At 43.0% G+C, this 25494-nt stretch carries 25 protein-coding genes, 1 tRNA gene, 1 pseudogene and 2 other annotated features; of the genes and pseudogenes, 23 read left to right on the top strand and 4 right to left on the bottom strand.

Going from position 1 to position 25494, the window contains the following annotated elements; genetic code table 11:
- Positions 1-99: 99 nt before the first annotated feature.
- The 3 genes and pseudogenes from PGZ10_RS16750 to PGZ10_RS03850 form a co-directional block, all read left to right on the top strand.
- Positions 100-384: pseudogene (locus PGZ10_RS16750) on the top strand (MFS transporter); the annotation flags it as partial.
- The gene (locus PGZ10_RS16745) at positions 358-822 is read left to right on the top strand and encodes a fibronectin type III-like domain-contianing protein (protein WP_270540761.1); all 465 of its coding nucleotides are present in this window, start codon (positions 358-360) and stop codon (positions 820-822) included. The pseudogene PGZ10_RS16750 and the gene PGZ10_RS16745, both read left to right, overlap by 27 nt.
- A gap of 16 nt (positions 823-838) precedes the next feature.
- Positions 839-3235 carry a glycoside hydrolase family 2 TIM barrel-domain containing protein gene (locus PGZ10_RS03850; RefSeq protein ID WP_270540728.1) on the top strand — a complete coding sequence of 799 codons (2397 nt, stop codon included), beginning with the start codon at positions 839-841 and terminating at the stop codon, positions 3233-3235.
- Positions 3236-3317: 82 nt separating this feature from the next.
- On the opposite strand, the gene PGZ10_RS03845 is transcribed toward PGZ10_RS03850, so the two are convergent.
- Positions 3318-3890, bottom strand: coding sequence for a flavin reductase family protein (locus PGZ10_RS03845; protein WP_117823952.1), 573 nt, complete (start codon positions 3888-3890; stop codon positions 3318-3320).
- Between the two features lie 131 nt (positions 3891-4021).
- Here PGZ10_RS03845 and PGZ10_RS03840 point away from each other — a divergent pair, with 131 nt between their 5' ends.
- The 11 genes from PGZ10_RS03840 to PGZ10_RS03790 all read left to right on the top strand — a co-directional run bounded on the left by PGZ10_RS03840 (position 4022) and on the right by PGZ10_RS03790 (position 13134).
- Positions 4022-4366 carry a winged helix-turn-helix transcriptional regulator gene (locus PGZ10_RS03840; protein ID WP_270203336.1) on the top strand — a complete coding sequence of 115 codons (345 nt, stop codon included), beginning with the start codon at positions 4022-4024 and terminating at the stop codon, positions 4364-4366.
- 103 nt (positions 4367-4469) lie between these two features.
- Positions 4470-4997 (top strand): hypothetical protein, encoded by a 528-nt coding sequence (locus tag PGZ10_RS03835; RefSeq protein WP_270540727.1) that lies wholly within the window; start codon positions 4470-4472, stop codon positions 4995-4997.
- 3 nt (positions 4998-5000) lie between these two features.
- Positions 5001-5552, top strand: coding sequence for a 2-C-methyl-D-erythritol 2,4-cyclodiphosphate synthase (ispF, locus tag PGZ10_RS03830; protein WP_117556289.1), 552 nt, complete (start codon positions 5001-5003; stop codon positions 5550-5552).
- A 37-nt stretch (positions 5553-5589) separates the two neighbouring features.
- Positions 5590-6720, top strand: a complete 1131-nt coding sequence (locus PGZ10_RS03825; RefSeq protein WP_173824605.1) for a GNAT family N-acetyltransferase — start codon at positions 5590-5592, stop codon at positions 6718-6720.
- A gap of 59 nt (positions 6721-6779) precedes the next feature.
- Positions 6780-7020 (top strand) — a binding site (T-box leader).
- Between the two features lie 144 nt (positions 7021-7164).
- A complete protein-coding gene (gene epsC / locus PGZ10_RS03820; protein WP_117556283.1) occupies positions 7165-7839 on the top strand; it encodes a serine O-acetyltransferase EpsC in 675 nt (224 codons plus the stop codon).
- 20 nt (positions 7840-7859) lie between these two features.
- On the top strand, positions 7860-9266 hold the full coding sequence (gene cysS, locus PGZ10_RS03815) for a cysteine--tRNA ligase (RefSeq protein WP_195250381.1): 1407 nt from the start codon (positions 7860-7862) through the stop codon (positions 9264-9266).
- Positions 9251-9718 carry a Mini-ribonuclease 3 gene (locus PGZ10_RS03810; protein ID WP_117823947.1) on the top strand — a complete coding sequence of 156 codons (468 nt, stop codon included), beginning with the start codon at positions 9251-9253 and terminating at the stop codon, positions 9716-9718. The genes cysS and PGZ10_RS03810 overlap by 16 nt, the downstream gene beginning before the upstream one ends.
- A 1-nt stretch (position 9719) precedes the next feature.
- Positions 9720-10469 carry a 23S rRNA (guanosine(2251)-2'-O)-methyltransferase RlmB gene (gene rlmB, locus PGZ10_RS03805; RefSeq protein WP_008374767.1) on the top strand — a complete coding sequence of 250 codons (750 nt, stop codon included), beginning with the start codon at positions 9720-9722 and terminating at the stop codon, positions 10467-10469.
- Between the two features lie 12 nt (positions 10470-10481).
- On the top strand, positions 10482-11120 hold the full coding sequence (locus PGZ10_RS03800) for a sigma-70 family RNA polymerase sigma factor (RefSeq protein ID WP_117556275.1): 639 nt from the start codon (positions 10482-10484) through the stop codon (positions 11118-11120).
- A 72-nt stretch (positions 11121-11192) separates the two neighbouring features.
- Positions 11193-11265: transfer RNA gene (locus PGZ10_RS03795), tRNA-Thr, on the top strand.
- 204 nt (positions 11266-11469) lie between these two features.
- Positions 11470-13134 carry a glutamine--tRNA ligase/YqeY domain fusion protein gene (locus PGZ10_RS03790; protein WP_195250380.1) on the top strand — a complete coding sequence of 555 codons (1665 nt, stop codon included), beginning with the start codon at positions 11470-11472 and terminating at the stop codon, positions 13132-13134.
- Between the two features lie 152 nt (positions 13135-13286).
- Here PGZ10_RS03790 and PGZ10_RS03785 read toward each other — a convergent pair whose 3' ends face one another.
- Positions 13287-13616, bottom strand: a complete 330-nt coding sequence (locus tag PGZ10_RS03785) for a hypothetical protein (RefSeq protein ID WP_270540726.1) — start codon at positions 13614-13616, stop codon at positions 13287-13289.
- Positions 13617-13866: 250 nt separating this feature from the next.
- On the opposite strand from PGZ10_RS03785, the gene cls reads away from it, so the two are divergent.
- Together cls and PGZ10_RS03775 are read left to right on the top strand one after the other, a co-directional pair.
- Positions 13867-15453, top strand: coding sequence for a cardiolipin synthase (gene cls / locus PGZ10_RS03780; RefSeq protein WP_270540725.1), 1587 nt, complete (start codon positions 13867-13869; stop codon positions 15451-15453).
- 219 nt (positions 15454-15672) lie between these two features.
- Entirely contained in the window at positions 15673-16956 is a 1284-nt protein-coding gene (locus PGZ10_RS03775) for an adenylosuccinate synthase (protein WP_195250379.1), read from the top strand.
- 85 nt (positions 16957-17041) lie between these two features.
- On the opposite strand, the gene asnA is transcribed toward PGZ10_RS03775, so the two are convergent.
- Positions 17042-18052 (bottom strand): aspartate--ammonia ligase, encoded by a 1011-nt coding sequence (asnA, locus tag PGZ10_RS03770; RefSeq protein ID WP_008374783.1) that lies wholly within the window; start codon positions 18050-18052, stop codon positions 17042-17044.
- A gap of 268 nt (positions 18053-18320) precedes the next feature.
- Between asnA and PGZ10_RS03765 the strand changes: the two genes are divergently transcribed.
- Entirely contained in the window at positions 18321-18479 is a 159-nt protein-coding gene (locus tag PGZ10_RS03765; protein ID WP_008374787.1) for a hypothetical protein, read from the top strand.
- A 4-nt stretch (positions 18480-18483) separates the two neighbouring features.
- Here the strand turns inward: PGZ10_RS03765 and PGZ10_RS03760 are convergent, their stop codons facing one another.
- Positions 18484-18705, bottom strand: a complete 222-nt coding sequence (locus PGZ10_RS03760; RefSeq protein ID WP_022220548.1) for a hypothetical protein — start codon at positions 18703-18705, stop codon at positions 18484-18486.
- Between the two features lie 136 nt (positions 18706-18841).
- Here PGZ10_RS03760 and PGZ10_RS03755 point away from each other — a divergent pair, with 136 nt between their 5' ends.
- The 6 genes from PGZ10_RS03755 to metA all read left to right on the top strand — a co-directional run bounded on the left by PGZ10_RS03755 (position 18842) and on the right by metA (position 25387).
- Positions 18842-19351, top strand: a complete 510-nt coding sequence (locus PGZ10_RS03755; protein ID WP_022220547.1) for an SEC-C metal-binding domain-containing protein — start codon at positions 18842-18844, stop codon at positions 19349-19351.
- Between the two features lie 69 nt (positions 19352-19420).
- Positions 19421-19631 (top strand) — a binding site (T-box leader).
- Between the two features lie 51 nt (positions 19632-19682).
- On the top strand, positions 19683-20546 hold the full coding sequence (locus PGZ10_RS03750; protein WP_117556267.1) for an aldo/keto reductase: 864 nt from the start codon (positions 19683-19685) through the stop codon (positions 20544-20546).
- 37 nt (positions 20547-20583) lie between these two features.
- The gene (thrS, locus tag PGZ10_RS03745) at positions 20584-22515 is read left to right on the top strand and encodes a threonine--tRNA ligase (RefSeq protein WP_270540724.1); all 1932 of its coding nucleotides are present in this window, start codon (positions 20584-20586) and stop codon (positions 22513-22515) included.
- Between the two features lie 76 nt (positions 22516-22591).
- A complete protein-coding gene (locus PGZ10_RS03740) occupies positions 22592-22912 on the top strand; it encodes a DUF1540 domain-containing protein (protein WP_022220546.1) in 321 nt (106 codons plus the stop codon).
- Between the two features lie 159 nt (positions 22913-23071).
- Complete coding sequence (locus PGZ10_RS03735) at positions 23072-24454, top strand: AI-2E family transporter (protein WP_215633995.1); 1383 nt, start codon at positions 23072-23074, stop codon at positions 24452-24454.
- Positions 24455-24460: 6 nt separating this feature from the next.
- The gene (gene metA / locus PGZ10_RS03730) at positions 24461-25387 is read left to right on the top strand and encodes a homoserine O-acetyltransferase MetA (protein ID WP_008374805.1); all 927 of its coding nucleotides are present in this window, start codon (positions 24461-24463) and stop codon (positions 25385-25387) included.
- The last annotated feature ends 107 nt before the right edge of the window (positions 25388-25494 follow it).

The raw sequence follows: 25494 nt of genomic DNA, 5'->3' as shown, positions 1-25494 counted from the left end.
GTGAACCAATTTTGATTGCATAACTATAAAAGTGTATTCCGGAAACCTTTTGTAGAAGAGAAAACTGAAATGATCATGAAAAAAAGGAGAGAGATACGGATGGAGAATGAAGCAAACAAAAAATATTTATCAGTTCCAAAGAAAATAGCATATGGTTCGGGGGACTTTGGATCGAATTTCTTTTATATGCTGGTTTCATCGTTTATGATGCTGTATCTGACAGATTCTGTCGGATTAAATGCAGGCGTTGTAGGAACGCTTATGATGGTGAGTAAACTGCTGGATGGGGTTACTGATGTCTTTTTCGGCAGTCTGATCGATAAGACACACAGCAAAATGGGAAAGGCAAGACCGTGGATGTTCTTTTCGGCAATACCGCTTGCTTACTTTGGCGAAGGAAAGAGCTATACAGAGTTTACTTATTCGGATCTTTCTGTTACAGAAGAGACCGACAGCCGGGGAAAGGTTGATGTGTTCTGTACAGTTACCAATGCAGGAAAAAGAGATGGAGAGGAAGTCGTACAGCTATATCTTACAGATGAAGTGGCAAGCATGATAAGACCTGCGAAGGAGCTGGCAGGATTTTGCAGAGTCTTTATCAAAGCAGGAGAGAGCAAACGAATTCATTTTTCTATGAATACCGATCAGACGGCATTTTTAGATTCGCATATGCAGTGGATCGTGGAAGCCGGAGAAATCACGGTTGGAGTGGGTGGTTCATCGGAAGAGATACAGCTCACCGGGAAATTTGTGATCACAGATACTGCAGTGATTGATGGAAAAACAAGAGGCTTTTATGCCAAGAGTAATATCGTAGATTAACAAACGGGGTGAAATAATGAAAAAAGCAGCATTTACTGAAAACTGGACATGTAATGGGACGTCTGTGATCGTGCCGCATGATGCGATGATCCATGAAAAGAGAACTGCAGATGCAGCAGGGGGCAGTGCGCACGGATATTTTCCGGGAGGGATATATACCTATGAGAAAAAATTCTTTATTCCGGCAGAGTGGAAGGAGAAATATCTGGCGGTAGAGTTTGAGGGCGTATACAAAAACGCAGAGGTCTTTCTGAATGGGAAAAAGCTTTATGAAAGACCGTATGGTTATGTTCCGTTTCTGGTACGATTAGATGAGAATGCGAACTATGGGGAGGAGAATCTTCTGACTGTAATTGCAGATAACTCGAAGCTTCCGAACAGCCGGTGGTATACAGGAAGCGGAATTTACCGTCCGGTGAATCTGTATCTGTCTGAGAGGACACATATTAGTTATCAAGGGGTAAAAATCACGACGCTGTCCTGCAAACCGGCAAAGATAAGGATAGAAGGAAAGCTGGAAGGAATTTACAGTGCGAAAGAATATGGTGTCCGTATGCAGATACAGGACGGAGAAACTACCATAGCAGAAAAGTTTGTAAAGGTAAATGCTGCGCAATCAGGGAATGAAAAAGCGACTGCTGTAGCAGAGATCGAGCTGCCAGAGGCAAGGCTCTGGGATGAGGAATCTCCGAATCTTTATCTTGCTAAGATCATACTTGAAGAGGGCGAAAAAATACTGGATACAACAGAAGAGAGGTTTGGTATCCGTAAGCTTTCCTGGAGTACGAAGGGATTTTTTGTAAATGGAAAAGCGACGCTTCTGAGAGGCGGCTGTGTCCATCATGACAATGGGATCCTGGGAGCGGCAAGCTGGGAAAAAAGTGAGAGAAGACGTGTGAAGATCATGAAAGAAGCCGGATTTAATGCCATCCGAAGCTCTCATAATCCTGCCAGTGAAGCAATGCTGAGAGCGTGTGATGAACTGGGAATGTATGTTATGGATGAAACCTTTGATACCTGGTACAACCGAAAAAATAAATATGATTATGGATGTGATTTTGAAGCATGGTGGGAAGCGGATACGACTGCCATGGTCGAGAGAGATTATAATCATCCTTCGGTCATTCTGTATTCGATCGGAAATGAGGTTGCAGAACCTTGTGAAAAGAAGGGACTTCAGGTTGGAAGTGCTATGATAGAATGCATACACAGTCATGACCATACTCGTCCGGTTACCTGTGGAACCAATCTGATGGTGATGGGCAGAGCTGCAAAGGGGCAGGGGATTTATCAGGATGGCGAGACAAATACGACATCCTCATCCAAAGAACAAAAGAAAGAAAGCAATAACAGCCTGGCGTTTAATATTATGGCTTCGTTCATCGGAAGCGGCATGAATAAGGGCGGAAATTCCAAAAAGGTGGATGCGATCTCCAGTCCGTTCCTGGATCGTCTGGATATAGCAGGTTATAATTACGGCTCCGGAAGATATCCGCTGGAAGGGAAAGCACATCCGGAGAGAATTGTGTTTGGAAGCGAGACTTTTCCACAGGATATCTGGAAAAACTGGAAAATGGTAAAAGAATATCCGTATCTGATCGGTGATTTTATGTGGACAGCATGGGATTATCTTGGTGAAGCAGGAATCGGAGCGTGGAGCTATACCGGAGGTATGCCGTTTAACCGTCCATATCCGTGGCTGCTCGGAGGTGCCGGGGTGATCGATATTCTTGGAAATCCAGATGCTTCATGTCGGTATGCGGCAGTCATCTGGGAGAAAAATAGTAAACCAGTCATCGGAGTCAGACCGGCAAATCATCCGGGAGTACGTGTCAGCAAGTCAGTCTGGAGAGGGACGAATGCGATAGAAAGCTGGTCCTGGTCAGGCTGTGAAGGGAATAAGACGATCGTAGAGGTTTACGGAAACGGTGCGACGGTAAAATTGTATCTGAATAACAAACTGATCGGCAAAAAGAAGCTGAAGCAGTGTAAGGCATTGTTCTCTGTAAAATATAAGTCCGGAAGCTTATGTGCCATCCAATACGACGCGCAGGAAAAAGAAATCGGAAGAAGCAGACTCCTTTCGGCAGAGGGGGAAAAGCGGATTTCGGTTTGTCCGGAAGAGAAGCAGGTGAAAGCAGGAGATATTGTCTATGTGGATATCTCTGTCAAAGGCGCAAATGGCATAGTAGAGTCAGCAGCTGATGAGCAGCTGAACTGCAGGGTAAAGGGAGGCGTGCTTCTGGGATTTGGAAGTGCAGATCCATGTACCACAGAGGCATATGATACAGGAAAATTTAAGACATATTATGGAAGGGCACAGGCGGTCGTCTATGCGCCAGAAACCGGAACAATCCGTGTGGAAGCAGAAGGAGAACATTCCCGCGGAGAAGCTGTGATTGAAGTGGTATAAATATCTGTTTGTATGTATAGATGAAATAAGAAAAGAGGACATCACTTTGAGAAAAAGTGAGATGTCCTCTTTTTAGGTGAAATTATTTATTCATCAATCCCGCTCCGGCTTTCCAGGCGGTAGCAACGCGCTCTCCGGTAGAATAGTATCCACTTTGGAACTGATCAAACATCAGAGCCTGCAGTTTTTTCGGATCTACCTTTCCATTTTCGGAGAGAACAGATTCCTCAGCTTTTACATTGACGATCTTGCCAACGATTCCTGAGATGTGCTCCGTATCGACGAATTCCAAAAGCTCACACTCCATTACAACAGGAAATTCTTCGATGATCGGAGCGTGTACCTTATCACTTTTTACAGCGTGATATCCGGTACGCTCAAATTTGTCATCGATTTTATTGCCGGAAGCGATTCCGAAGAAATCTGCCACGTCTACATGCGCTTCGTCAGCAAGTGCTACAGTGAATGCCTTGCTTTCCTTGATATTTAACCAGGTCTTTTTGCCTTCTCCGATGAAAAGGATGATCTTATCCATATCGCAGATCTGTCCCCAGGCAACATTCATTACGTTTACTTTTTCATTTGCGTCATATGCAGCTACCATCAGCACCGGCATAGGATAAACTGCAGGAACGACACCTAAATCTTTTTTCATTTTCATACCTCCGTACTATGATTCGCTTGCTTTTTTAAGAGCTCCTATTTATAATTATATAAAGATGTGAAGAAATAACAAGTACCATCTTTTAGGTTAGGTACTTACCTGAAAGGAAGTGTAGATAAAGAATGAAAGAGTGTAAAATGAGAGATTATATTGAAAATGCAGATTTTGAAGAGACGGGGTTTAGTTATACCTTGTCTTTGATTTCTGGTAAATATAAGATGATCATTCTCTACTGTCTGATGGAATATCAGCCGGTCAGGTTTAACGAGCTGCAGCGTTATCTGGGGAAGATTTCGGATAAGACGTTAAGTCAGAATCTGAAGGAATTAGAGAAAGATGAATTGATCCACAGGGAAGCGTATCCGCAGATTCCGCCGAAGGTGGAGTATTCTCTGACAGAGCGTGGAAAATCTCTGATGGTGGTTTTGGACCAGCTTTGTATTTGGGGAACGGAGAATCGAAAATAAAATATTGCGGAGAAAATGAAAACTTGCGCTTTCTGATAAGTAGTCAATTTCTCCAATATGTGATAAAATACAACTAAATTACGACAAAATGGAGGACTATCATATGACATCAAAATCAAAGCAGGTGATCATGGCGGCGGTTGGAGCGTATCTGGTGTATACCGGCGTATCTCTGGTGCGTGAGACGATAGCCGGGGAACCGAAGAACCAGATTTTGTTTATTCTGGCGGGAGTATTTTTTGCAATATTCGGACTGGCTACGATTGTTCATAATATCAGAATTATCGTAAAGGCGACAAAGGCAGAGATCCAAGCTACGGAAGCAGAAACAGAGGTGAATTCCGATACGGATGCCGAGGAAAGCGAAGAAACAGAAAAGGAATCTGTGACAGGAAAAGGTGTTGTAGATGTTCAGGTGGGAGCAGGTACAAAGGAATCTGATAAGACAGAGAAAAAAGTAGAAGTTGATCTTGGAAAAGCACAGAGTTCAGAAGAAAAAAATGCAGAGTCTGAATCAGAACTATCATCAGATGAAAAACAGGAAGACAATGAGGATGAAGAAAAGTCTGGTGAAGAGAAGATATCAGAAGAAACTGATTCATCAGATGAAAAACAGGAGGAAAAAGAATAGAAAATGCGAGTTGGAATGGGATATGATGTTCATAAACTGACGGAAGGAAGAAAACTGATTCTTGGCGGAGTGGAGATACCATACGAAAAGGGGCTTCTTGGACATTCGGATGCAGACGTACTTCTGCATGCGATCATGGATGCCCTGCTTGGAGCGGCATCACTTGGAGATATCGGAAAGCACTTCCCGGATACAGATCCAGCATACAAAGGAATTTCCAGTATTAAGCTTCTGGAGCATGTAGGAAAGCTTCTGGATGATCATATGTATGTGATTGAAAATATTGATGCGACGATCATTGCGCAGAAACCGAAGATGCGCCCGCACATCGAGCAGATGGAAAAGAATATTGCAGAAGCACTGCATATTGAAAAGGATCAGGTAAATGTCAAGGCGACGACGGAAGAAGGTCTTGGATTTACCGGAAGTGGGGAAGGAATTTCTTCCCAGGCAATCTGTGCAATCGAAAAGCTGACTAATTTCAGCAGTGTAGACGTAGCAGTACCTGCAGGTGGCTGCGCAGGCTGTGGAGGTTGTGCAGCAAGACAGATGTAGATCAAGTCTGAATGGAAAGGTACGGCGAAAAAGTAAAATGAAGATACTGAAAAAACTGAAGCCGGAAGAGCGTGGGCTTACAAGAACACTGTGGGAACAAGTATTTACAGAAGATACAAAAGAATTTCTGGACTATTATTACACAGAAAAGACGAAGAATAACGAAATCTATGTGATCGAGACGGATCACGATATCCGGGCGATGATGCAGCTGAATCCTTATGTAATACAGATGGGGAAAAAGGCAATAGAGAGCAGATACATTGTTGCAGTTGCAACAGAGCCTCTTTACCGGCACAGAGGTTATATGGCGGAATTATTAAGCAAGACAGCAAGAGATCTGTATCAGCAAAAAATGCCATTCTTTTTCCTGATGCCCGCAAGTGAGAAAATTTATTATCCACATAATTACCGGTTTATCTATGCAGCCGATGTGTGGAGTGTAAAAGGAACAGACGGGGAAGAACTGACAATACAGAAGATCGTGGAATTACAGAACGATTCCGGCGTGACACTCAGAAAGGCAGAGGGAAAAGACTGTAAAAAGCTGGGGGATTTTGCGGAAGAAGTTCTGGAAAAACAGAAAATACAGGTATATACCAAACGGGATGCAGCTTATTATATGCGCCTTTTGAAGGAACAGGAAAGTGAAAAAGGCGGAATCCTGATCGCAGAGCAGGATGGAGAGATGCGAGGAATCCTTGTTTTTGATGAAGAAGATGGGCTTGCAGTAAGAGAGCCATTGATCCGAAAAGGATATGAAGATGTTTTTGATAAGGCAGGAGTCATCCTCAAAAAAGAAGAAAAGAAAAAACCGTTGATCATGGCACGGCTTTTGAATATAGAAAGTCTTCTGTCTTCAATGGTGTGCAGAGAAGAGATGGATCTGGAGTTTGTTCTGTATGATCCGGTTATCCGGGAGAATAACCGTCTGTTTATGCTAAAAGGCAATGAAGAACATCTTGTAGTTCGGACAAGGACAGCGCACACCGGCAAAGATGATGCTGTGCAGAAGATTAGTGTTGATGCGCTTACATCGATCGTATTTGGCTATAAAGAGCTTGAAAAGATTGAAGAGGAAGAAAAGGAGATTTTTTCAGCAGAATTCAAAGAAGAAATCAGTAAACTGATGCCGTTTTCTCCTGTTTTTATCAACGAGATTGTCTGATAAGCGGTTGACAAAAAAGAAAAAATCGCATACTATATGTACTAGATATGAATAAAACTGAAAAGACGGAGAACGAAAAGAGTAGTTATCCTCAGAGTTCCATCAGAGAGGATCTGTCATCGGCTGAAAGCAGATCCAGGAGCAGGGATGATGAAGTGCATTCGGGAGTTGACCAGGCGAACGTGAAAGTGAAGATTTTACAAGTAGCCGGGTACGTGTGGCAGACGTTATAGGCCGTGAGAGAAAAGCAGGAGAGCTGCTTTTAATTTAGAGTGGAACCGCGGAAACTTCGTCTCTTTATGAGACGGAGTTTTTTATTTACGCGAGCAACGAGCCAAAGTCCGTGCTTGCACGAGACCTTGGCGACTGCCGCGATAACTTGAGAAACTCGCGGAGCGTGTTTCTCATAGTTTCACAGGAAATTCCAAATCAGAGGTGAATGAAATGGGAGTTATTTCCTATATCAAAGAAGAAATCAAAGTAGTAAAAGAACGAGATCCGGCAATCAAATCGGATATAGAAGTATTTCTGTATCCAAGCTTTAAGGTAATGCTTCATTACAGGATCGCACATAAGCTGTATCTAAAAAAACATTATTTTCTGGCACGGTGGGTGTCACAGCGTGGTGTCAGAAAGACAGGAATTGAGATCCATCCGGGAGCAACCATTGGAAAAGGGCTTTTTATCGACCATGGAAGTGGCGTTATTATCGGCGAGACTGCAATCCTGGGCGATAATATTACACTGTATCAGGGAGTAACCCTGGGTGGTACAGGAAAAGAGCAGGGCAAGCGCCATCCAACGCTGGAAGACAACGTCATGGTCAGTGCCGGTGCGAAAGTCATCGGTTCCTTTACGATTGGAAAGAATTCCAAGATCGGAGCAGGATCTGTTGTTATTGAGGAAGTACCTCCGAACTGTACCGTTGTTGGTGTCCCGGGAAGAATTGTACGCATGGGTGACCAGAAAGTTCCGAGCGCTGACCTGGATCAGATCCATCTGCCAGATCCGGTATTGAATGATATCCGTCAGCTTCAGACTGACAATATCCGTCTGAAGAAAGAACTGAAAGCATTGAAAGAAAAACTCGCGAAAGAAAAAATAATCGAGGAAGCATAGAAAAAAGAAGGAGTAGCTTTATGAAAGTATTTAACACACTTACGAAAAAGAAAGAAGAATTCGTTCCTCTGGAAGAAGGAAAGGTAAGAATGTATGTCTGCGGACCAACCGTATACAATTACATCCATATCGGTAATGCAAGACCGATGATCGTATTTGATACCGTCCGCCGTTATTTTGAATACAAAGGATACGATGTCAATTATGTATCGAACTTCACGGATGTTGATGACAAGATCATCAAAAAGGCAATCGAAGAGCAGGTATCCGCGCAGGAAATTTCACAGCGCTATATTGCAGAGTGCAAAAAGGATATGGCAGGAATGAATGTAAAGCCTGCAACCAAGCATCCGCTTGCAACAGAAGAAATCTGCGGCATGGTGGAGATGATTTCCGAGCTGATTGAAAAAGGTTATGCTTACGAGAAAAACGGAACCGTTTATTTCAGCACAAGAAAGTTTAAAGACTATGGAAAATTATCCCACAAGAATCTGGATGATCTCCGTTCCGGTGGACGTTCTCTTCTGGTAAGCGGTGAGGATGAAAAAGAAGATCCGCTGGATTTCGTACTCTGGAAGCCGAAAAAAGAAGGAGAACCTTTCTGGAAGTCACCTTGGTCAGATGGACGTCCGGGATGGCATATTGAGTGTTCTGTGATGTCGAGGAAATATCTTGGCGAACAGATTGATATCCATGCAGGTGGAGAAGATCTGATATTCCCACATCATGAAAATGAAATCGCACAGAGTGAAGCCGCTAACGGTAAAGAATTTGCAAGATACTGGATGCACAATGCATTCCTGAACATTGACAACCGCAAGATGTCAAAATCACTCGGAAACTTCCGTACGGTAAGAGAGATCAGCGAGCAGTATGACCTCCAGGTGCTTCGTTTCTTCATGCTGAGCGCACATTACAGAAGCCCGCTGAACTTCAGTGCAGAGCTGATGGAAGCATCCAAGAACGGTCTGGAGAGAATTCTCAATGCAACCGATAATCTGAAACATCTTATCGCTTCAGTGGCAGCAGAAGAGATGAGTGCCGAAGAAAAAGAAGCATTTTCAAAAACTGATGCATATGTAGAAGAATTTGAAAAAGCAATGGATGATGATTTCAATACAGCAGACGCAATCGCAGCAATCTTTGAACTTGTAAAATATGCAAATACCACTGCGACAGCAGAAAGCTCAAAGGAATATCTCCGGGGATTACTGGACAGAATCGTAAAACTCGGTGATGTCCTGGGACTGATCCTGGATAAGAAGGAAGAACTTCTGGATGCAGATATTGAGAAACTGATCGAAGAGCGTCAGACAGCAAGAAAAGCAAAAGATTTTGCAAGAGCCGATGCGATCCGTGACGAGCTTCTGGAAAAGGGAATTATCCTGAAGGATACCAGAGAAGGAGTACAATGGAAAAAAGCGTAGAATTTGAAATTGCTGACTATATAAAAGAAGTGCTTGAGATGAAAGAGGTGGAGCCGGAAGGCTATTCACCTCTTACCCTGGCTTATATAGGGGACAGCATTTATGATCTGGTCATCAAGACAAAGGTGATCAGCGAAGGCAATAAACAGGTAAAAAAATTACATCAGGAGACAAGCAGTATGGTGCAGGCGTCTGCCCAGTCAGAGATGATGCGTGTCCTTCAGCCATTGCTTACTGAAGAAGAGCATGCTGTTTACAGAAGAGGACGAAATGCTAAATCAGTATCGCCGGCAAAGAACCAGTCACTGACCGATTACCGACGTGCAACCGGATTTGAAGCGTTGATGGGATGGCTTTACCTGAAAAGAGAATGGAAAAGAATGGCAGATCTGATCAAGATCGGTCTGGATCACTTAAGCGAATGCGAAGAAGAAAAGAAGCAGGAGAAATAGAATGGAAGAAAAAAAGATGAACAGTCAGCAGATTGAGGGAAGAAATGCAGTAATGGAAGCATTTCGCTCCGGAAAACCGATTGACAAAGTATATATTCTTGACGGATGTCAGGACGGACCGATCAGAAGTATCGTAAGAGAAGCAAAAAAGCATGATACGATCCTGAATTTTGTAACCAAAGAACGTCTGAACCAGATTTCAGAGACCGGAAGACATCAGGGGGTCATTGCACAGGCAGCGGCTTACGAGTATGCGCAGGTGGAAGATATGCTGGAGCTTGCAAAACAGAAAGGAGAAGATCCTTTCCTGATCCTTCTGGACAACATTGAGGATCCACATAATCTCGGCGCGATCATCCGTACTGCCAATCTTGCAGGTGCGCATGGTGTGATCATTCCGAAGCACCGCGCAGCAGGTCTTACAGCAACCGTTGCAAAGACATCAGCAGGTGCGCTGAATTACACACCGGTAGCAAAAGTCACCAATCTGGTGAAAACCATGGAAGAACTGAAAGAAAAGGGACTCTGGTTCGTCTGTGCAGATATGGATGGGGATGTGATGTACCGCGTGAATCTGAAAGGACCGATTGGTCTGGTGATCGGAAACGAAGGCGAAGGTGTTGGACGTCTGGTAAAAGAAACCTGTGATATGACGGCAGCCATTCCGATGAAGGGAGATATTGACTCCCTGAATGCGTCTGTGGCAGCAGGTGTCCTTGCCTATGAGATCGTGCGTCAGCGCATGAGTTAGGAAAATCGGAGAATGAAAATGGATCTGGGGAAAATGACGGATGAGCAGCTGATTGAACTGCTTCGGGAAGGTAAGACCGAGATCACGGATTATCTGATGGAAAAATACAAAGACATGGTACGCAAACAAGCGCGTGCCATGTATCTGTGGGGCGGAGAAAATGATGATCTGATCCAGGAGGGGATGATCGGTCTTTTTAAAGCGGTGCAGGATTATGAGCCGAAAGAAGGTGCAAGCTTTTCAAGTTTTGCCGGACTTTGTGTGTCACGCCAGATGTATACGGCGATTAAGGCTTCACAGCGGAAAAAACATCTGCCGCTCAATTCCTATGTGTCGATTTACGCATCTGCCAGTGACAATCCGGAGGAGAACGGGCTTTCCATAGTAGATACGATCGAAGCAGGGAAAGAGAGTAATCCGGAGCTGATGATTCTTGGAGAAGAGTATACGAATGCATTTGAAGAGGAACTGAAAGAAAAATTAAGTAAGCTGGAGCGAAAGGTGCTGTATCTTCATTTGCAGGGAATGGAATATCTGAAGATTGCAGAATTTATGGACAAAAGTCCGAAGACGATCGACAATGCCCTGCAGCGGATCAAAGCGAAAGCACGTCAGCTTCTGGAAGAAAAACGCCGGTCTGAAAAAAAGTAAAAATAAAAATTTAAAAATATTGACAAGCAAAGCAGTGATGTGCTATATTAAGTGAGTCGCGAAAATGCGCAGGCTGCCTTGGCTCAGTCGGTAGAGCGTCGCCTTGGTAAGGCGGAGGTCGGCGGTTCGATTCCGCTAGGCAGCTTATATATTTAAGAAGCAGAGTTGTATTTCCGGTTGGAAGGTACAATGTCTGCTTTTTTTCACTTGTCCGTGTGTAGAAAGTGTGATAAACTAAAGGACATGAATCAAAACTGTCCACAGGACAATGATTGAGATGCATGACAAAAAAAGACTGCCATATAATGGCAGATTACGAAGTAATAGAGAGATGCGAGGAGGAACTTCAATGGCAGAAGAAGCTGTATCAAAGAATTTTATAGAACAGGAAATTGAAAAAGATCTTGCAGAAGGCGTATACGATCATGTATGTACCCGTTTCCCACCGGAACCGAACGGATACCTTCACATCGGACATGCAAAGTCTATCCTTTTAAACTACGGACTTGCACAGAAGTATAACGGAACTTTCCATATGCGTTTTGACGATACCAACCCGACAAAGGAAAAGACAGAGTTCGTTGAGTCTATCAAAGCGGATATCAAGTGGCTGGGTGCTGACTGGGGAGATCACCTTTACTTTGCATCTGATTATTTTGATCAGATGTATGAGTATGCGATCAAACTGATCAAGAAAGGAAAAGCTTATGTCTGTGACCTGACAGCGGATCAGATCCGAGAGTACAGAGGAACTCTGACAGAGCCGGGAAAGGACAGTCCGTACCGTGACAGAAGTGTGGAAGAGAACCTGGAGCTTTTTGAAAATATGCGTGCAGGCAAGTATGCAGACGGAGAGAAGGTTCTCCGTGCGAAGATTGATATGGCATCACCGAATATCAATATGAGAGATCCGATCCTCTACCGTGTAGCCCGTATGACACATCACAATACGGGTGATAAGTGGTGCATCTACCCGATGTACGATTTTGCACATCCGATCGAGGATGCAATCGAAGGAATTACACATTCTATCTGTACACTGGAATTTGAAGATCACAGACCACTTTATGACTGGGTAGTAAGAGAATGTGAATTTGCAAATCCACCGCGTCAGATCGAATTTGCAAAATTATACCTGACGAACGTAGTTACAGGAAAGCGTTACATCAAGAAACTTGTAGAAGATAAGATTGTGGACGGCTGGGATGATCCGAGACTGGTTTCCATCGCAGCACTTCGTCGCCGTGGATTCACACCGGAATCTATCAAGATGTTCGTTGACCTGTGCGGAGTTTCCAAAGCGCAGAGCTCTGTAGATTATGCAATGCTCGAATACTGTATCCGTGAGGATCTGAAGCTTAAGAGAGCACGTATGATGGCAGTTCTTGATCCGATCAAGCTTGTGATCGACAATTATCCAGAAGGACAGATTGAATATCTGGATGCACCGAATAATCTTGAGAATGAAGAACTTGGAAGCCGTCAGCTTCCATTTGGAAGAGAGCTTTATATTGAGAGAGAAGACTTTATGGAAGAGCCTCCGAAGAAATATTTCCGTCTGTTCCCAGGCAACGAAGTACGTCTGATGAATGCTTACTTTGTAACCTGTACAGGATTTGAAAAGGATGAAGACGGTAATGTAACTGTTGTACATTGTACTTATGATCCAGAGACAAAGAGTGGTTCCGGATTCACAGGAAGAAAAGTAAAAGGAACGATCCACTGGGTAGAGGCAAGTACAGCACTTCCGGCAACCGTAAGACTGTATGAGAACCTGATCGACGAAGAAAAGGGTGTCTACAATAAAGAAGACGGTTCCCTGAACCTGAATCCGAATTCTCTTGCAGAGAAAGAAATCTTTGTAGAATCAAATTTTGCAGATGCAAAAGCATATGATAGCTTCCAGTTTGTACGTCAGGGATATTTTTGCGTGGATTCTCATGATTCGTCTAAAGAACATCTGGTATTTAACAGAATCGTTTCGCTGAAGAGTTCATTCAAGCTGCCAAAATAAAGAAAGCAGTCTTGCTCAGAATTTAATTGTAAATAATGTGTTAGTCGACAGTTTTTGAAAAGAAATGGCAATGAAAAACCCGGTAAGAATGAAAAATTCTTCCGGGTTTTGGTTTTATGCAGAAAATGATAAGCTGTAAGAAAAGTTCTTTCTTAAACTTCTTCTGAAGCCGGATCGGATTCTTCGGAATCAGTTTCCGGTGTCTGGGAAGCGGCTTCTGGTCCGGCTTCTGCATCGTCAGTTTTTTCTTTAGACTCTTCAGAGGTTTCTTCCTTTGCAGAAGATGGAGTAAGAGTTGTGTAACCACGCTCAGGCACTTCGCCAAGATCATCATCCAGTTCAAAATCATCCTCTTCAAAAGAGTCATCGAACTCGTCTTCCGGTTCTTCATTATGTCGGTTCTTTAACCAGTAATATGCACCGGCACCAGCTGCGCCTGCGGCAGTCAGTCCGAGCAGGATTTTACCAAAATTTTTAGCCATGTTGCTGCTCCTTTCTTGATCTCGTCCTGTCAGATATGGCAGATGAGATAGTTCGTCATGAAATATAGTATACATGAATAATTTTATTGTAATACTTTTATTTGAAAAGGGAAAGTAAAATATTTATAAAAGAACCAGAAAAACAACAAAAATAAGGAAGTGTTGTACGATTATAAGCAGCTGGAATGTTGTGAAAGAATAAAAATTGTGTTACGATATAAAATAGTATCTAAAGAGAGGAAGACCGCGCATGAGAGAAATTACAAAATACCATGATACCAGTAAGACAGTCAAAGAACGTGCCAAGACAAAAGTATTTGGTGCAGTGTACAGCCATACCGCGATTATTCTTCTGCTGATTCTTCTTCAGATTGGTATTATGGTTCTCACTTTTACATATCTGGGAAATTACAGTACCTATATGAACGGAGTGATATCGCTTCTTTCTTTTATCACAGCGATTTATATTTTCAATGAAAAAGGGAATCCGGCGTTTAAGATGACGTGGATCCTGTTTGTGTTCCTTGTCCCGGTGGTCGGAGTTGGATTTTATCTGTTTACAAAAGCAGGAATCGGAACCAAATATCTGGGTGCCAGACTGGAGAAGCTTCGAGTGGAGACTGAACCTTATATGCAGCAGAATGAATATGTCGTCCATGCGATGAAAGGTGGAAGGGTTGCGAATGCCAATCTGTCACATTTTCTTTATAACCAGGTGGGATTTCCGACTTATGGGAACTCACAGGCACAGTATTTTCCACTGGGAGATGACAAATTTCCGGTTCTGATCGAGGAATTGAATAAGGCAGAAAAATTTATTTTCATGGAATATTTTATTATCGGAGAAGGATATGTGTGGGACACTGTCCTGGAGGTCCTGCGTAAAAAGGTGAAAGAGGGCGTGGAAGTACGCCTGATGTATGACGGAACCTGCAGTATCAGCCTTTTGCCGTATGAGTATCCGAAGCAGCTCAGGGAATATGGAATCCAGTGCAAGGAATTTGGACCGATCGTACCCATCCTTTCTACCAGCCAGAATAACCGGGATCACCGGAAAATCTGTGTGGTTGACGGAAAGGTTGCATTTACCGGAGGTGTCAATCTGGCAGATGAATATATCAACAAGAAAGTCCGGTTCGGACACTGGAAAGATACAGCGATCAAAATCGAAGGCGATGCCGTGCAGAGTTTTACCATGATGTTCCTGCAGATGTGGAATATTACGGAGAGACAGCCGGAGGATTATGCAAAGTATCTGACAGAAAAGCAGCCGGGGTTCAGCCGCAAAGACGGTTACATCATCCCATATGGAGACAGTCCGTTTGACCATGAGAATGTAGGAGAAGAAGTGTATTTCCACATCCTGAATCATGCGAAGAAGTATGTGCATATTATGACACCGTATCTGATCCTGGACAATGAGATGATTGATGCGCTGACAAGAGCTGCAAAAGGTGGAATAGAAGTGCAGATTATTATGCCACATATTCCGGATAAGCCGTATGCATTTTATCTTGCGAAGACTTATTATGAGGAACTGATCGCAGGCGGGGTAGAGATCTATGAATATACGCCTGGATTTGTTCATGCAAAAGTATTTACTTCAGACGATGATACGGCGACAGTAGGCAGTATCAATCTGGATTACCGCAGTCTTTATCTGCATTTTGAATGCGGTGTTTTCATTTACCGCAATCCGGTGGTGCGTGATATTGAAAAAGATTTCCAGGAGACCCTTGCAAAATGTCAGAAAATAACGATGACAGAGGTCAGAAACCGGAGCACTTTTGTGAAAATATATGGTCAGGTTTTAAGAATTGTGGCACCGCTGATGTAGGAAAACACTCAGAGAGCAGTAAAATCAAGAAAAATGCGGAATTTTCGGGAAGTAGCTGAAAATAAGAGTGTACTTTTTATTTGAAATGTAGTATAATTCAATCGGTGTCTTTATAAGGGACATTGATTATATTTATAAGTAGGAGTTATCCCGATGAAAAGAGGGATGACACTGTGGAGATATTTCACAGATAGCCAAGAACACGCAGGAGGATTTATTATGGTTAAAGCAGTAGTAGGTGCGAACTGGGGAGACGAAGGAAAAGGTAAGATCACAGATATGCTTGCCGAAAAAGCAGATATTATCATTCGTTTCCAGGGTGGAGCAAATGCCGGACATACAATTATCAATGATTATGGCAAATTCGCTCTTCATACATTACCGTCAGGAGTTTTCTACGGACATACAACCAGTATCATCGGCAATGGTGTCGCTGTAGATATCCCGGTTCTTTTCAAGGAAATCCAGTCAATCATTGACAGAGATGTTCCGATGCCGAAGATTCTGGTGTCAGACCGTGCACAGATGGTGATGTCTTATCACAAGAATTTTGATGCATATGAGGAAGAGAGACTGGGCGGAAAGTCGTTCGGATCTACAAAGTCTGGTATTGCACCGTTCTATTCAGACAAGTATGCAAAGATCGGTTTCCAGATCAGCGAGCTTTTTGAAGACGAAGCTGAACTTAGAGAAAAGGTAAACCGTGTAGCAGAGCAGAAGAATGTTATGCTGGAACATCTGTATCACAAACCGTTAATCAATCCTGATGATTTATATAAGGAACTGATGGAATACAAAGAAATGGTAGCACCGTATGTATGTAACGTTTCTCTGTATCTTAACGAAGCACTCAAGGAAGGTAAAGAAATTCTTCTTGAAGGACAGCTTGGAACATTAAAGGATCCGGATCATGGAATTTACCCAATGGTAACTTCTTCTTCTACACTGGCAGCTTACGGTGCAATCGGTGCCGGAATCCCGCCGTATGAGATCAAACAGATCGTTACAGTATGTAAAGCCTACTCAAGTGCAGTAGGAGCAGGTGCCTTTGTAAGTGAGATCTTTGGCGAAGAAGCAGATGAACTTAGAAGACGTGGTGGAGACGGCGGAGAATTCGGCGCAACAACAGGTCGTCCGAGACGTATGGGATGGTTTGACTGTGTAGCATCCAAATATGGATGCCGTATGCAGGGAACTACAGATGTAGCATTTACTGTTGTCGACGTACTTGGATACCTGGATGAAATTCCGGTATGTGTAGGATACGAAATTGACGGAGAAGTTACAACAGAATTCCCGACAACACATCTTCTTGAGAAAGCAAAACCAGTACTCAAGACACTTCCGGGATGGAAATGCGACATCAGAGGAATCAAGAAATACGAAGATCTTCCGGAGAACTGCAGAAACTACATCGAATTTATCGAGAAAGAGATCGGATATCCGATCACAATGGTTTCTAATGGACCGGGAAGACATGATATCATCTTCAGAAATAAATAGGAATATAAAAAAGGGGCAGGGCTTTTTTAAGTCCTGCCTCATTTTTGTGGTAAATTATCAAATTGTGATAATGGTTGGTTATGTATTACAGTAAGTACACTCCGCGGGATGCGGCTTCTTCGAGGACGTCGTCCGGCCAGATGGAGGACTGGACTTCTCCGATGTGGGCTTTGCGGAGATAGAACATACAGATTCGGGACTGTCCGATTCCGCCTCCGACTGTGTACGGAAGTTTTCCGTTCAGTAATGCTTTCTGGAAATCCATCTCGGCGCGTTCTTCGCAGCCGGCTTCCTTTAACTGACGGCGGAGTGCATCTTCATCGACACGGATACCCATGGAAGAAAGCTCCAGTGCGATATCGAGTACCGGATAGTAGACGATGATATCACCGTTCAGTTCCCAGTCATCGTAGTCCGGTGCACGTCCGTCATGACGCTGTCCGGAGGCAAGGGTCTTACCGATCTGTTTGATGAATACGGCACCTTTGGCTTTGGCAAAGTGGTATTCACGTTCCTTTGGTGTCTTGTCAGGATACATGGTTTCCAGTTCCTGGGATGTGATGAAGCTGATTTCATCCGGAAGGAATTCTTCAATATAATTGTAACGGCGTGCCATGTAGGCTTCGGTTTCTTTGAGTGCACTGTATACTTTTCCTACGGTGTATTCCAGTGTCTCCATGTTGCGTTCTTCTTTGGAAATTACTTTTTCCCAGTCCCACTGGTCAACATAGATGGAATGGATGTTGTCAGTATCTTCATCTCGGCGGATAGCGCTCATATCAGTATAAAGTCCTTCTCCTGAATGAAAGCCGTAGCGCTTTAAGGCGTAACGTTTCCATTTTGCAAGAGAGTGGACGATCTCAACTTCGCGGTCTTCCTGTTCTTTGATGCCAAATGCAACCGGGCGTTCTACTCCGTTCAGGTTATCGTTCAGTCCGGATTCCGGGCGGACGAAAAGAGGAGCGGATACACGCGTCAGATGCAGAGATTTGGCAAGTGCGCGTTCAAAGTGGTCTTTTACTTCTTTGATAGCCACTTCAGTCTCGCGGATCGTAAGTGGAGAATGGTAATTCTCCGGTATCTGCAAATTGTTCATGATGTTCTTCCTTTCTTACTACTCACTATGTCTAGTTTAGTGAATTGACGTGGTGTTGTCAATCATATTTTCTTAAGAAACAACTTATGATTTTTTTAGAGAATCTCCATAGTAAGGTCACAGAACACGGCTATACTCTTAAAATAAAAAAGAAAAAGTCATAAATCAGAAAATAAGAACATATATTAAAGATGTCGGGGAAATGCCGGATGAGGCTTATACCAGAAGGCAGACAGACGAAAAAACTGTAGACAGGAGGTAACAAGATATGCAGAAAGAGAAGAATATCAGCACACAGGAAGTCATTTCCATGGAAGAATATCTAAATAAGAGACAGAAGATCAGAGAACAGGAGAAAAAACGATTCGGTGGCAGATTCGGCGAAGAAAAAAGCCCTGCCTGGATGATGGCAGAGCTTTATGTATGAGACATTAATATTCACTGTGAAAGTCGTCATCATTCCTGTGGATCAGACGATAAACCAGGATATAGGCGTAACTCATAACCGGCACAAGAATCGTGCAGGCAACAGATGCTTTCAGAAGTCCTAATGATCTGGATTTGTCGATAAATGCAAATACCAGAGTGCTGACGTACATCAGGAACAGAAGAATTGCACAGATAAGAGCTGCAAAACGCTTGAATTTTTTCATAACAACCACCTTCGTACTATACTTTATCTCTATTATATAGATAAAAAACAATTTCTACAAGAAAATGTTTTGCAAACAGTCGAAAAATGCTGTATGATATATGGAGTGATAAAGAATAAAAAGGAGAATTTACAGTATGAGTACATTATTAGAACAGTGGAGAGATACCGCTTACTCGAAAGAGATGGATAAAGCTTCTCTGCAGAAGTTCTGGGGAACCTATTTCCAGACTGAAAAAGAGATCTATGAAAAGCTGCTTGAGAATCCAGACGAAGAAGTAAAAGGAACTGTAAAGGAACTTGCTGAAAAATATGGCATTAATGTATTTACAATGACAGGATTCCTTGATGGAATCAACGACAGCCTGAAAGTGGCTAATCCAATTGAGACAATGGATGAGGACACTGAGGTAAGTCTTGCTTTTGATAAAGAACTGCTTTACAAGAACATGGTAGATGCAAAAGCTGACTGGCTGTATGAACTGCCACAGTGGGATAAGATCTTTACAGAAGAAAAGAAAAAAGTCCTTTACAAAGAACAGAAAAACGCACGTACAATCCACGTGGAAAAGAAAGTTTATCCAAACGATCCATGTCCGTGCGGAAGTGGTAAAAAATATAAAAAATGCTGTGGTAAGAACAAATAGGTTCTGATAGAAATTTTCAATACATTTTTTGAACGTGTTGACAAATGAAAATCCCATGGTATAATGTTAGCAAATGCGATGAAGAGAAGAGTAGAACGCAGGAAGAATCCCAGAGAGAGAGGTCTTAGGCTGAGAGCCTCTTATTACAGAAGCGTTTGAAGACCACCTCCGAGCGGCTGTAAAACAGTCCGGCTGGATACCGTTATCATCCACAAAGAGGTCCTGGAAATCAGGACAAGCGGGGTGGAACCGCGGGTATACAAAGTAACTCGTCCTCTGCAGCAGATATTTCTGTTGCAGAGGTTTTTTAGTTTACAGAAAGGATGATCTGATGGAAAGTATTTACGATTGTTTCAAGCTGAACAATGATATGAAAATCCCATGCGTTGGTTTTGGAACCTACAAAGCGGCAGAAGGGAATAACGTGGAGATTTTAAAGACTGCCATAGAAGCAGGATATCGCTATTTTGATACCGCATCCTTTTATCAGACCGAAGAGTTTGTAGGTCAGGCAATCCGTGAAAGCAATCTTCCAAGAGAGGATTTCTTCCTTGTATCCAAAATGTGGAAAGATGAAATGGGATATCAGCAGACAAAGGATGCATTAGAAAAGAGTCTGAAAAGACTTGGTACCGATTATCTGGACATCTATCTGATCCACTGGCCAAGACCGTCGGCTGACTGTGAGAACTGGAAAGAACTGGATCTTGAGACCTGGAGGGCGATGGAAGAACTTCAGAAAGAAGGGAAGATCCGGGGACTTGGACTCAGCAACTTCCTTCCGCACCATATTAAGAACATTCTGGAGAATGGAACTGTAAAACCAGTTGTCAACCAGCTGGAACTGCATCCGGGTTATATGCAGCAGGCTGCTGTGCAGTATTGTAAAGAGCATGGTATTCAGATGCAGGCATGGAGCCCGATCGGAAGACGGCGGATTCTGGAAGATGGACTGATCCTTGAACTTGCCGGAAAGTATCAGGTTTCACCGGCGCAGCTGTGTCTGAGATTCCTGCTTCAGAATGATATCATTCCGCTTCCGAAATCATCTTCGATGGAGCGGATGAAACAGAATATGGATCTGTTCCATTTTGAGATCAGCGAAGAGGATGTATCGAGACTGGCAACTATGCCACAGGCAGGATGGTCAGGAGAACATCCGGATCCGGAGCTTGCACAGAAAAATGTTGTATAATCAGAAATTATAAAATAAAGAGAGGAACAAAAAGACTATGAAAATCACATTAAAAGATGGATCAAGCAAAGAATATGCACAGAGCATGTCTGTAATTGATATTGCAAAAGATATCAGTGAAGGACTTGCAAGGGTTGCAACAGCAGGAGAAGTTGACGGAGAAGTTGTTGATTTAAGAACTGTGATCGACAAAGACTGTGAGCTGAACATTCTTACATTCAATGATGAAAAAGGAAAAGGTGCATTCCGTCACACAACATCTCACATTATGGCACAGGCAATCAAGAGACTGTATCCGGATACAAAACTTGCGATCGGACCTTCAATTGAAGACGGATTCTATTATGATATTGACCGTGAGACTCCGCTTGTAACAGAAGACCTGGAAAAGATCGAAGCTGAGATGAAGAAAATCGTTAAAGAAGATCTTCCAATTAAACAATATACAATGCCAAGAGCGGAAGCAATCGCATATTTTAAAGAAAAAGATGAACCATATAAAGTGGAACTGATCGAAGACCTTCCGGAAGATTCCGTAATCAGCTTCTATTCACAGGGAGAATTTACAGATCTTTGTGCAGGACCTCACCTGATGAGCACAAAACCGGTAAAAGCATTCAAACTTACAAGCCTTGCAGGAGCTTACTGGCGCGGAAGTGAAAAAAATAAGATGCTTCAGAGAGTTTATGGTACTTCTTATCCGAAGAAAGCAGAACTTGAAGAATATCTGCATATGATGGAAGAAGCAAAGAAGCGTGATCATAGAAAACTTGGAAAAGAACTTGGACTTTTCATGATGAGAGAAGAAGGACCAGGATTCCCATTCTTCCTTCCAAAAGGAATGGAACTGAAGAACCAGCTGCTTGATTACTGGAGAGAGATCCACAAAAAAGCCGGATATGTTGAAATTTCAACACCAATCATGTTAAGCCGCCATCTCTGGGAAACATCAGGACACTGGGATCACTACAAAGACAACATGTATACAACTGTGATCGATGATGAAGATTTCGCCATCAAACCGATGAACTGCCCGGGAGGAATTCTTGTATATGAATCTGAACCACGTTCATACCGTGACCTTCCGCTTCGTATGGGAGAACTTGGACTGGTCCACCGTCATGAAAAATCAGGACAGCTTCATGGACTGATGCGTGTAAGATGCTTTACGCAGGATGATGCACATATCTTCATGACACCAGAGCAGGTACGTGATGAGATCAAAGGCGTTGTAAAACTGATCAATGAAGTTTACAGCCTGTTTGGATTTAAATACCATGTAGAACTTTCTACAAGACCGGAAGACAGCATGGGAAGCGATGAAGATTGGGATATGGCTACAAAAGCCCTTCGCGGCGCATTGGACGATCTGGGACTTCCATATGTAGTAAATGAAGGAGATGGAGCGTTCTACGGACCGAAGATCGACTTCCATCTGGAAGACTCTATCGGAAGAACATGGCAGTGTGGAACCATCCAGCTTGATTTCCAGCTTCCGCTCAGATTTAACCTTGAATACACAGGAGCAGATGGTGAGAAGCATCGTCCGATCATGATCCACCGTGTAATCTTCGGATCAATCGAAAGATTTATCGGTATCCTGATCGAGCATTTTGCGGGAGCATTCCCGACATGGCTTGCACCGGTACAGGTTAAGGTACTTCCGATTTCAGACAAATATATGGATTATGCACAGAAGGTTCTGGATGAACTGAACAATTCAGGTGTTCGTGCAGAGATTGATACACGTGCAGAGAAGATCGGATACAAGATCCGTGAAGCACAGATGAAGAAGATCCCGTACATGCTGGTTGTCGGAGCAAAAGAAGAAGAGGACGGACTGGTATCTGTAAGAAGCCGTTTTGAAGGGGATGAAGGACAGAAGACACTGGCTGACTTCCTTGCGGCAATCAAGATGGAGATCCAGGCCAAGACAGCAAGAGAAGTAAAAAAAGAAGACGACAAATAGAGATTTAAATAAAATCTGAATAAGAAATAAAATTTTCGGGCATAATGATACTGATTTTCAAAAAGGAGGTAACATTATGCCTGAATTAAAATGTACAGTACAGACATGTATGCACAACAAAGATTTTTATTGTGATCTGAACGCAATTACGGTGGGAGGAAAATCTGCACGGAAAGCTGCAGAGACAAGCTGTGACAGCTTTGAAGAAAGAAAAAGCGGCACCTACAGTAATGTGACTGGTGAGGCGGGTCCGACAAGCAAGATCGACTGCAAGGCTACGGAGTGCCAGTACAATAAGGAATGCCAGTGCCATGCAGGAAAGATCAGTGTGGAGGGCAGCAAGGCATGCAGCTGTGATGAGACGGAATGTGCAACTTTCAGTTGTGGATGTGCGTAGATGAAAGTGATGGGTGTGGGAGAGTTTCTCCTGCACCTGTTTGTTTGTGTGCAAGGAATGAGAGAAAAGGTGCGAAAAGGATGGTTGGGGAGGTTGACGGGGGTGTTAGAAAGAAGGTATAATAAAAATCGGACTTTTGAAGAAAGACAGGGAAATTAAATGGAAAAAAAAGACAATGTAGAGAAAGGGGTTTCGGGGAAGCCGGAAAAGAAGAAATCGGCAGCGTATTATGAAAAGCGTCCGGAATTTGGTAACAGAGGGCCGTCAAAGATTTTGCTGCATTTCAGGAAGGGGATTACCTTTTTCCTTGTTATTGCGGCTTGTGTGATCTTTTATTTTCTGTTACTCCGAATAGATGATATATCAGTAGGTGTCAGTAAAGTAATTGATGTGTTAAAGCCGATCCTATACGGAATGGTGATCGCATATTTGCTGAATCCGATCGTAAAGCAGATTGACCGGTGGCTGATTCCACAATTAAAAAAGAAAATGTCTCAGGAAAAGGCAAAGAAGGTTTCGCGTAGTGTCGGTGTTTTTGCAGCGCTGGTTATGCTGCTTGCTTTGATCCTGGCACTGTGCAATATGCTGATTCCGGAACTTTATAAAAGTATCCGTGACATGGTTCAGACTCTGCCGGGACAGATCAGTGATATGGTTACGAAGATCATAAGTATCCAGAAAGATACCAGTCCTGCCGGAGTCATGGCACGTAACCTGTTAGAAAAGGGATCGGATGCATTACAGAACTGGATCAAACAGGATCTTTTAACCAAGGTTAATGAAGTGATGTCAAACCTGACGGTTGGGATCATCAATTTTGTCAGTGAGATCCTGAATTTTCTGATTGGTCTTATTGTATCAGTCTATATTCTGTTCAGTAAGGAAACATTTTCCGCACAGAGTAAAAAGATCGTCTATGCAGTGTTCCGTACAGATCATGCCAATATGATCCTGCATCTGACAAAGAAAAGCAATGAGATTTTCGGTGGATTTATTATTGGAAAGATCATTGATTCTATGATTATCGGAGTGCTTTGCTTCTTTGGACTTACGCTCCTGAAGATGCCGTACATACTTTTGATCAGTGTAATCGTTGGTGTGACCAATGTCATTCCTTTCTTCGGACCGTATATCGGTGCTATTCCGAGTGCCGTTCTGATTTTGCTGAATGATCCGATCAAGGGCTTGTATTTCCTGATCTTCATTCTTGTGCTGCAGCAGCTTGATGGAAATGTGATCGGACCGAAGATTTTGGGCAATTCGACCGGATTATCTGCATTCTGGGTTGTATTTTCAATCCTGCTCGGAGGCGGTCTGTTTGGATTTGTAGGAATGATCATGGGCGTGCCTACATTTGCAGTAGTTTATTATATTATTACAATGCTGATCAATCATTTGCTGGAGAAGAAAAAGCTTCCGCTTCAGACTTCGGAGTATGGGGAAAAGAGTTATGTGGATGATAGCGGAAGATTTGTCAGAGAAAATCCGGAAGAAAATGATACAGCGGTAAAAAACGGGGAAAATAAAAAAGAGAGGAAGTAAGCAGAAATGCCAATTCGTGTACAGAATGACCTTCCGGTAAAAGAAATACTGGAAAAAGAAAATATATTTGTAATGGATGAGAACCGTGCGGTTCATCAGGACATCCGTCCGATCAAGATCGGACTTCTGAATCTTATGCCACTGAAAGAGGATACAGAACTTCAGCTTCTGCGCTCCCTTTCCAATACACCGCTGCAGGTTGACATTGTGTTTTTGGCAGTGAAAAATCATGTTTCAAAGAATACTTCAGCGAATCACCTGAACCGGTTTTATGAGAATTTTGAAAATGTAAAAGATCAGAAATTTGACGGATTTATCATAACCGGAGCACCGGTAGAGCAGATGCCTTTTGAAGAGGTGGATTACTGGGAAGAACTTGTAGAGATCATGGAGTGGACAAAGACGCATGTTACTTCAACGATCCATCTCTGCTGGGGAGCACAGGCAGCACTTTATTATCATTATGGGATTAATAAAGTACAGCTGGACAAAAAGCTTTTCGGTATCTTTGAACATAAGGTTATGAACCGTAAGATTCCTCTGGTACGTGGATTTGATGATGTATTTTATGCACCGCATTCGAGACATACAGATGTGCCAATTGAGAAGATCCGTGCAGATGAGAGACTGATGATTCTGGCAGAGTCGGAAAAGGCAGGAGCATACCTTATCATGGCACAGAATGGAAGACAGATTTTTGTGATGGGACATCCGGAGTACGACCGAGTGACACTGGATCAGGAGTATAAGCGGGATCTGAGCAAAGGACTTCCGATTGAAATGCCGGAGAATTATTATCCAGACAATGACAGCACACAGAAGCCACTTCTTACATGGAGAGCACATGGTAACTGTATGTATGCAAACTGGCTGAATTACTATGTTTATCAGGCAACCCCGTATGATATGGTGGGGACACCGGATTTTCATTAGGATTCAGATAGAATTTCATATACCGATATCCTGAAAGGCATATCAGAAAGTACTATGTTTCAGAAGAGAAATCCTTTGCTATAATAGGAAAGCAAAAATAAGCGGGA

The sequence above is a fragment of the Coprococcus sp. AF102-57 genome (assembly GCF_027686195.1).
Classification (GTDB): Bacteria; Bacillota; Clostridia; order Lachnospirales; family Lachnospiraceae; genus Allocoprococcus; species Allocoprococcus comes.
This window is presented reverse-complemented; position numbering and strand designations above follow the sequence as displayed.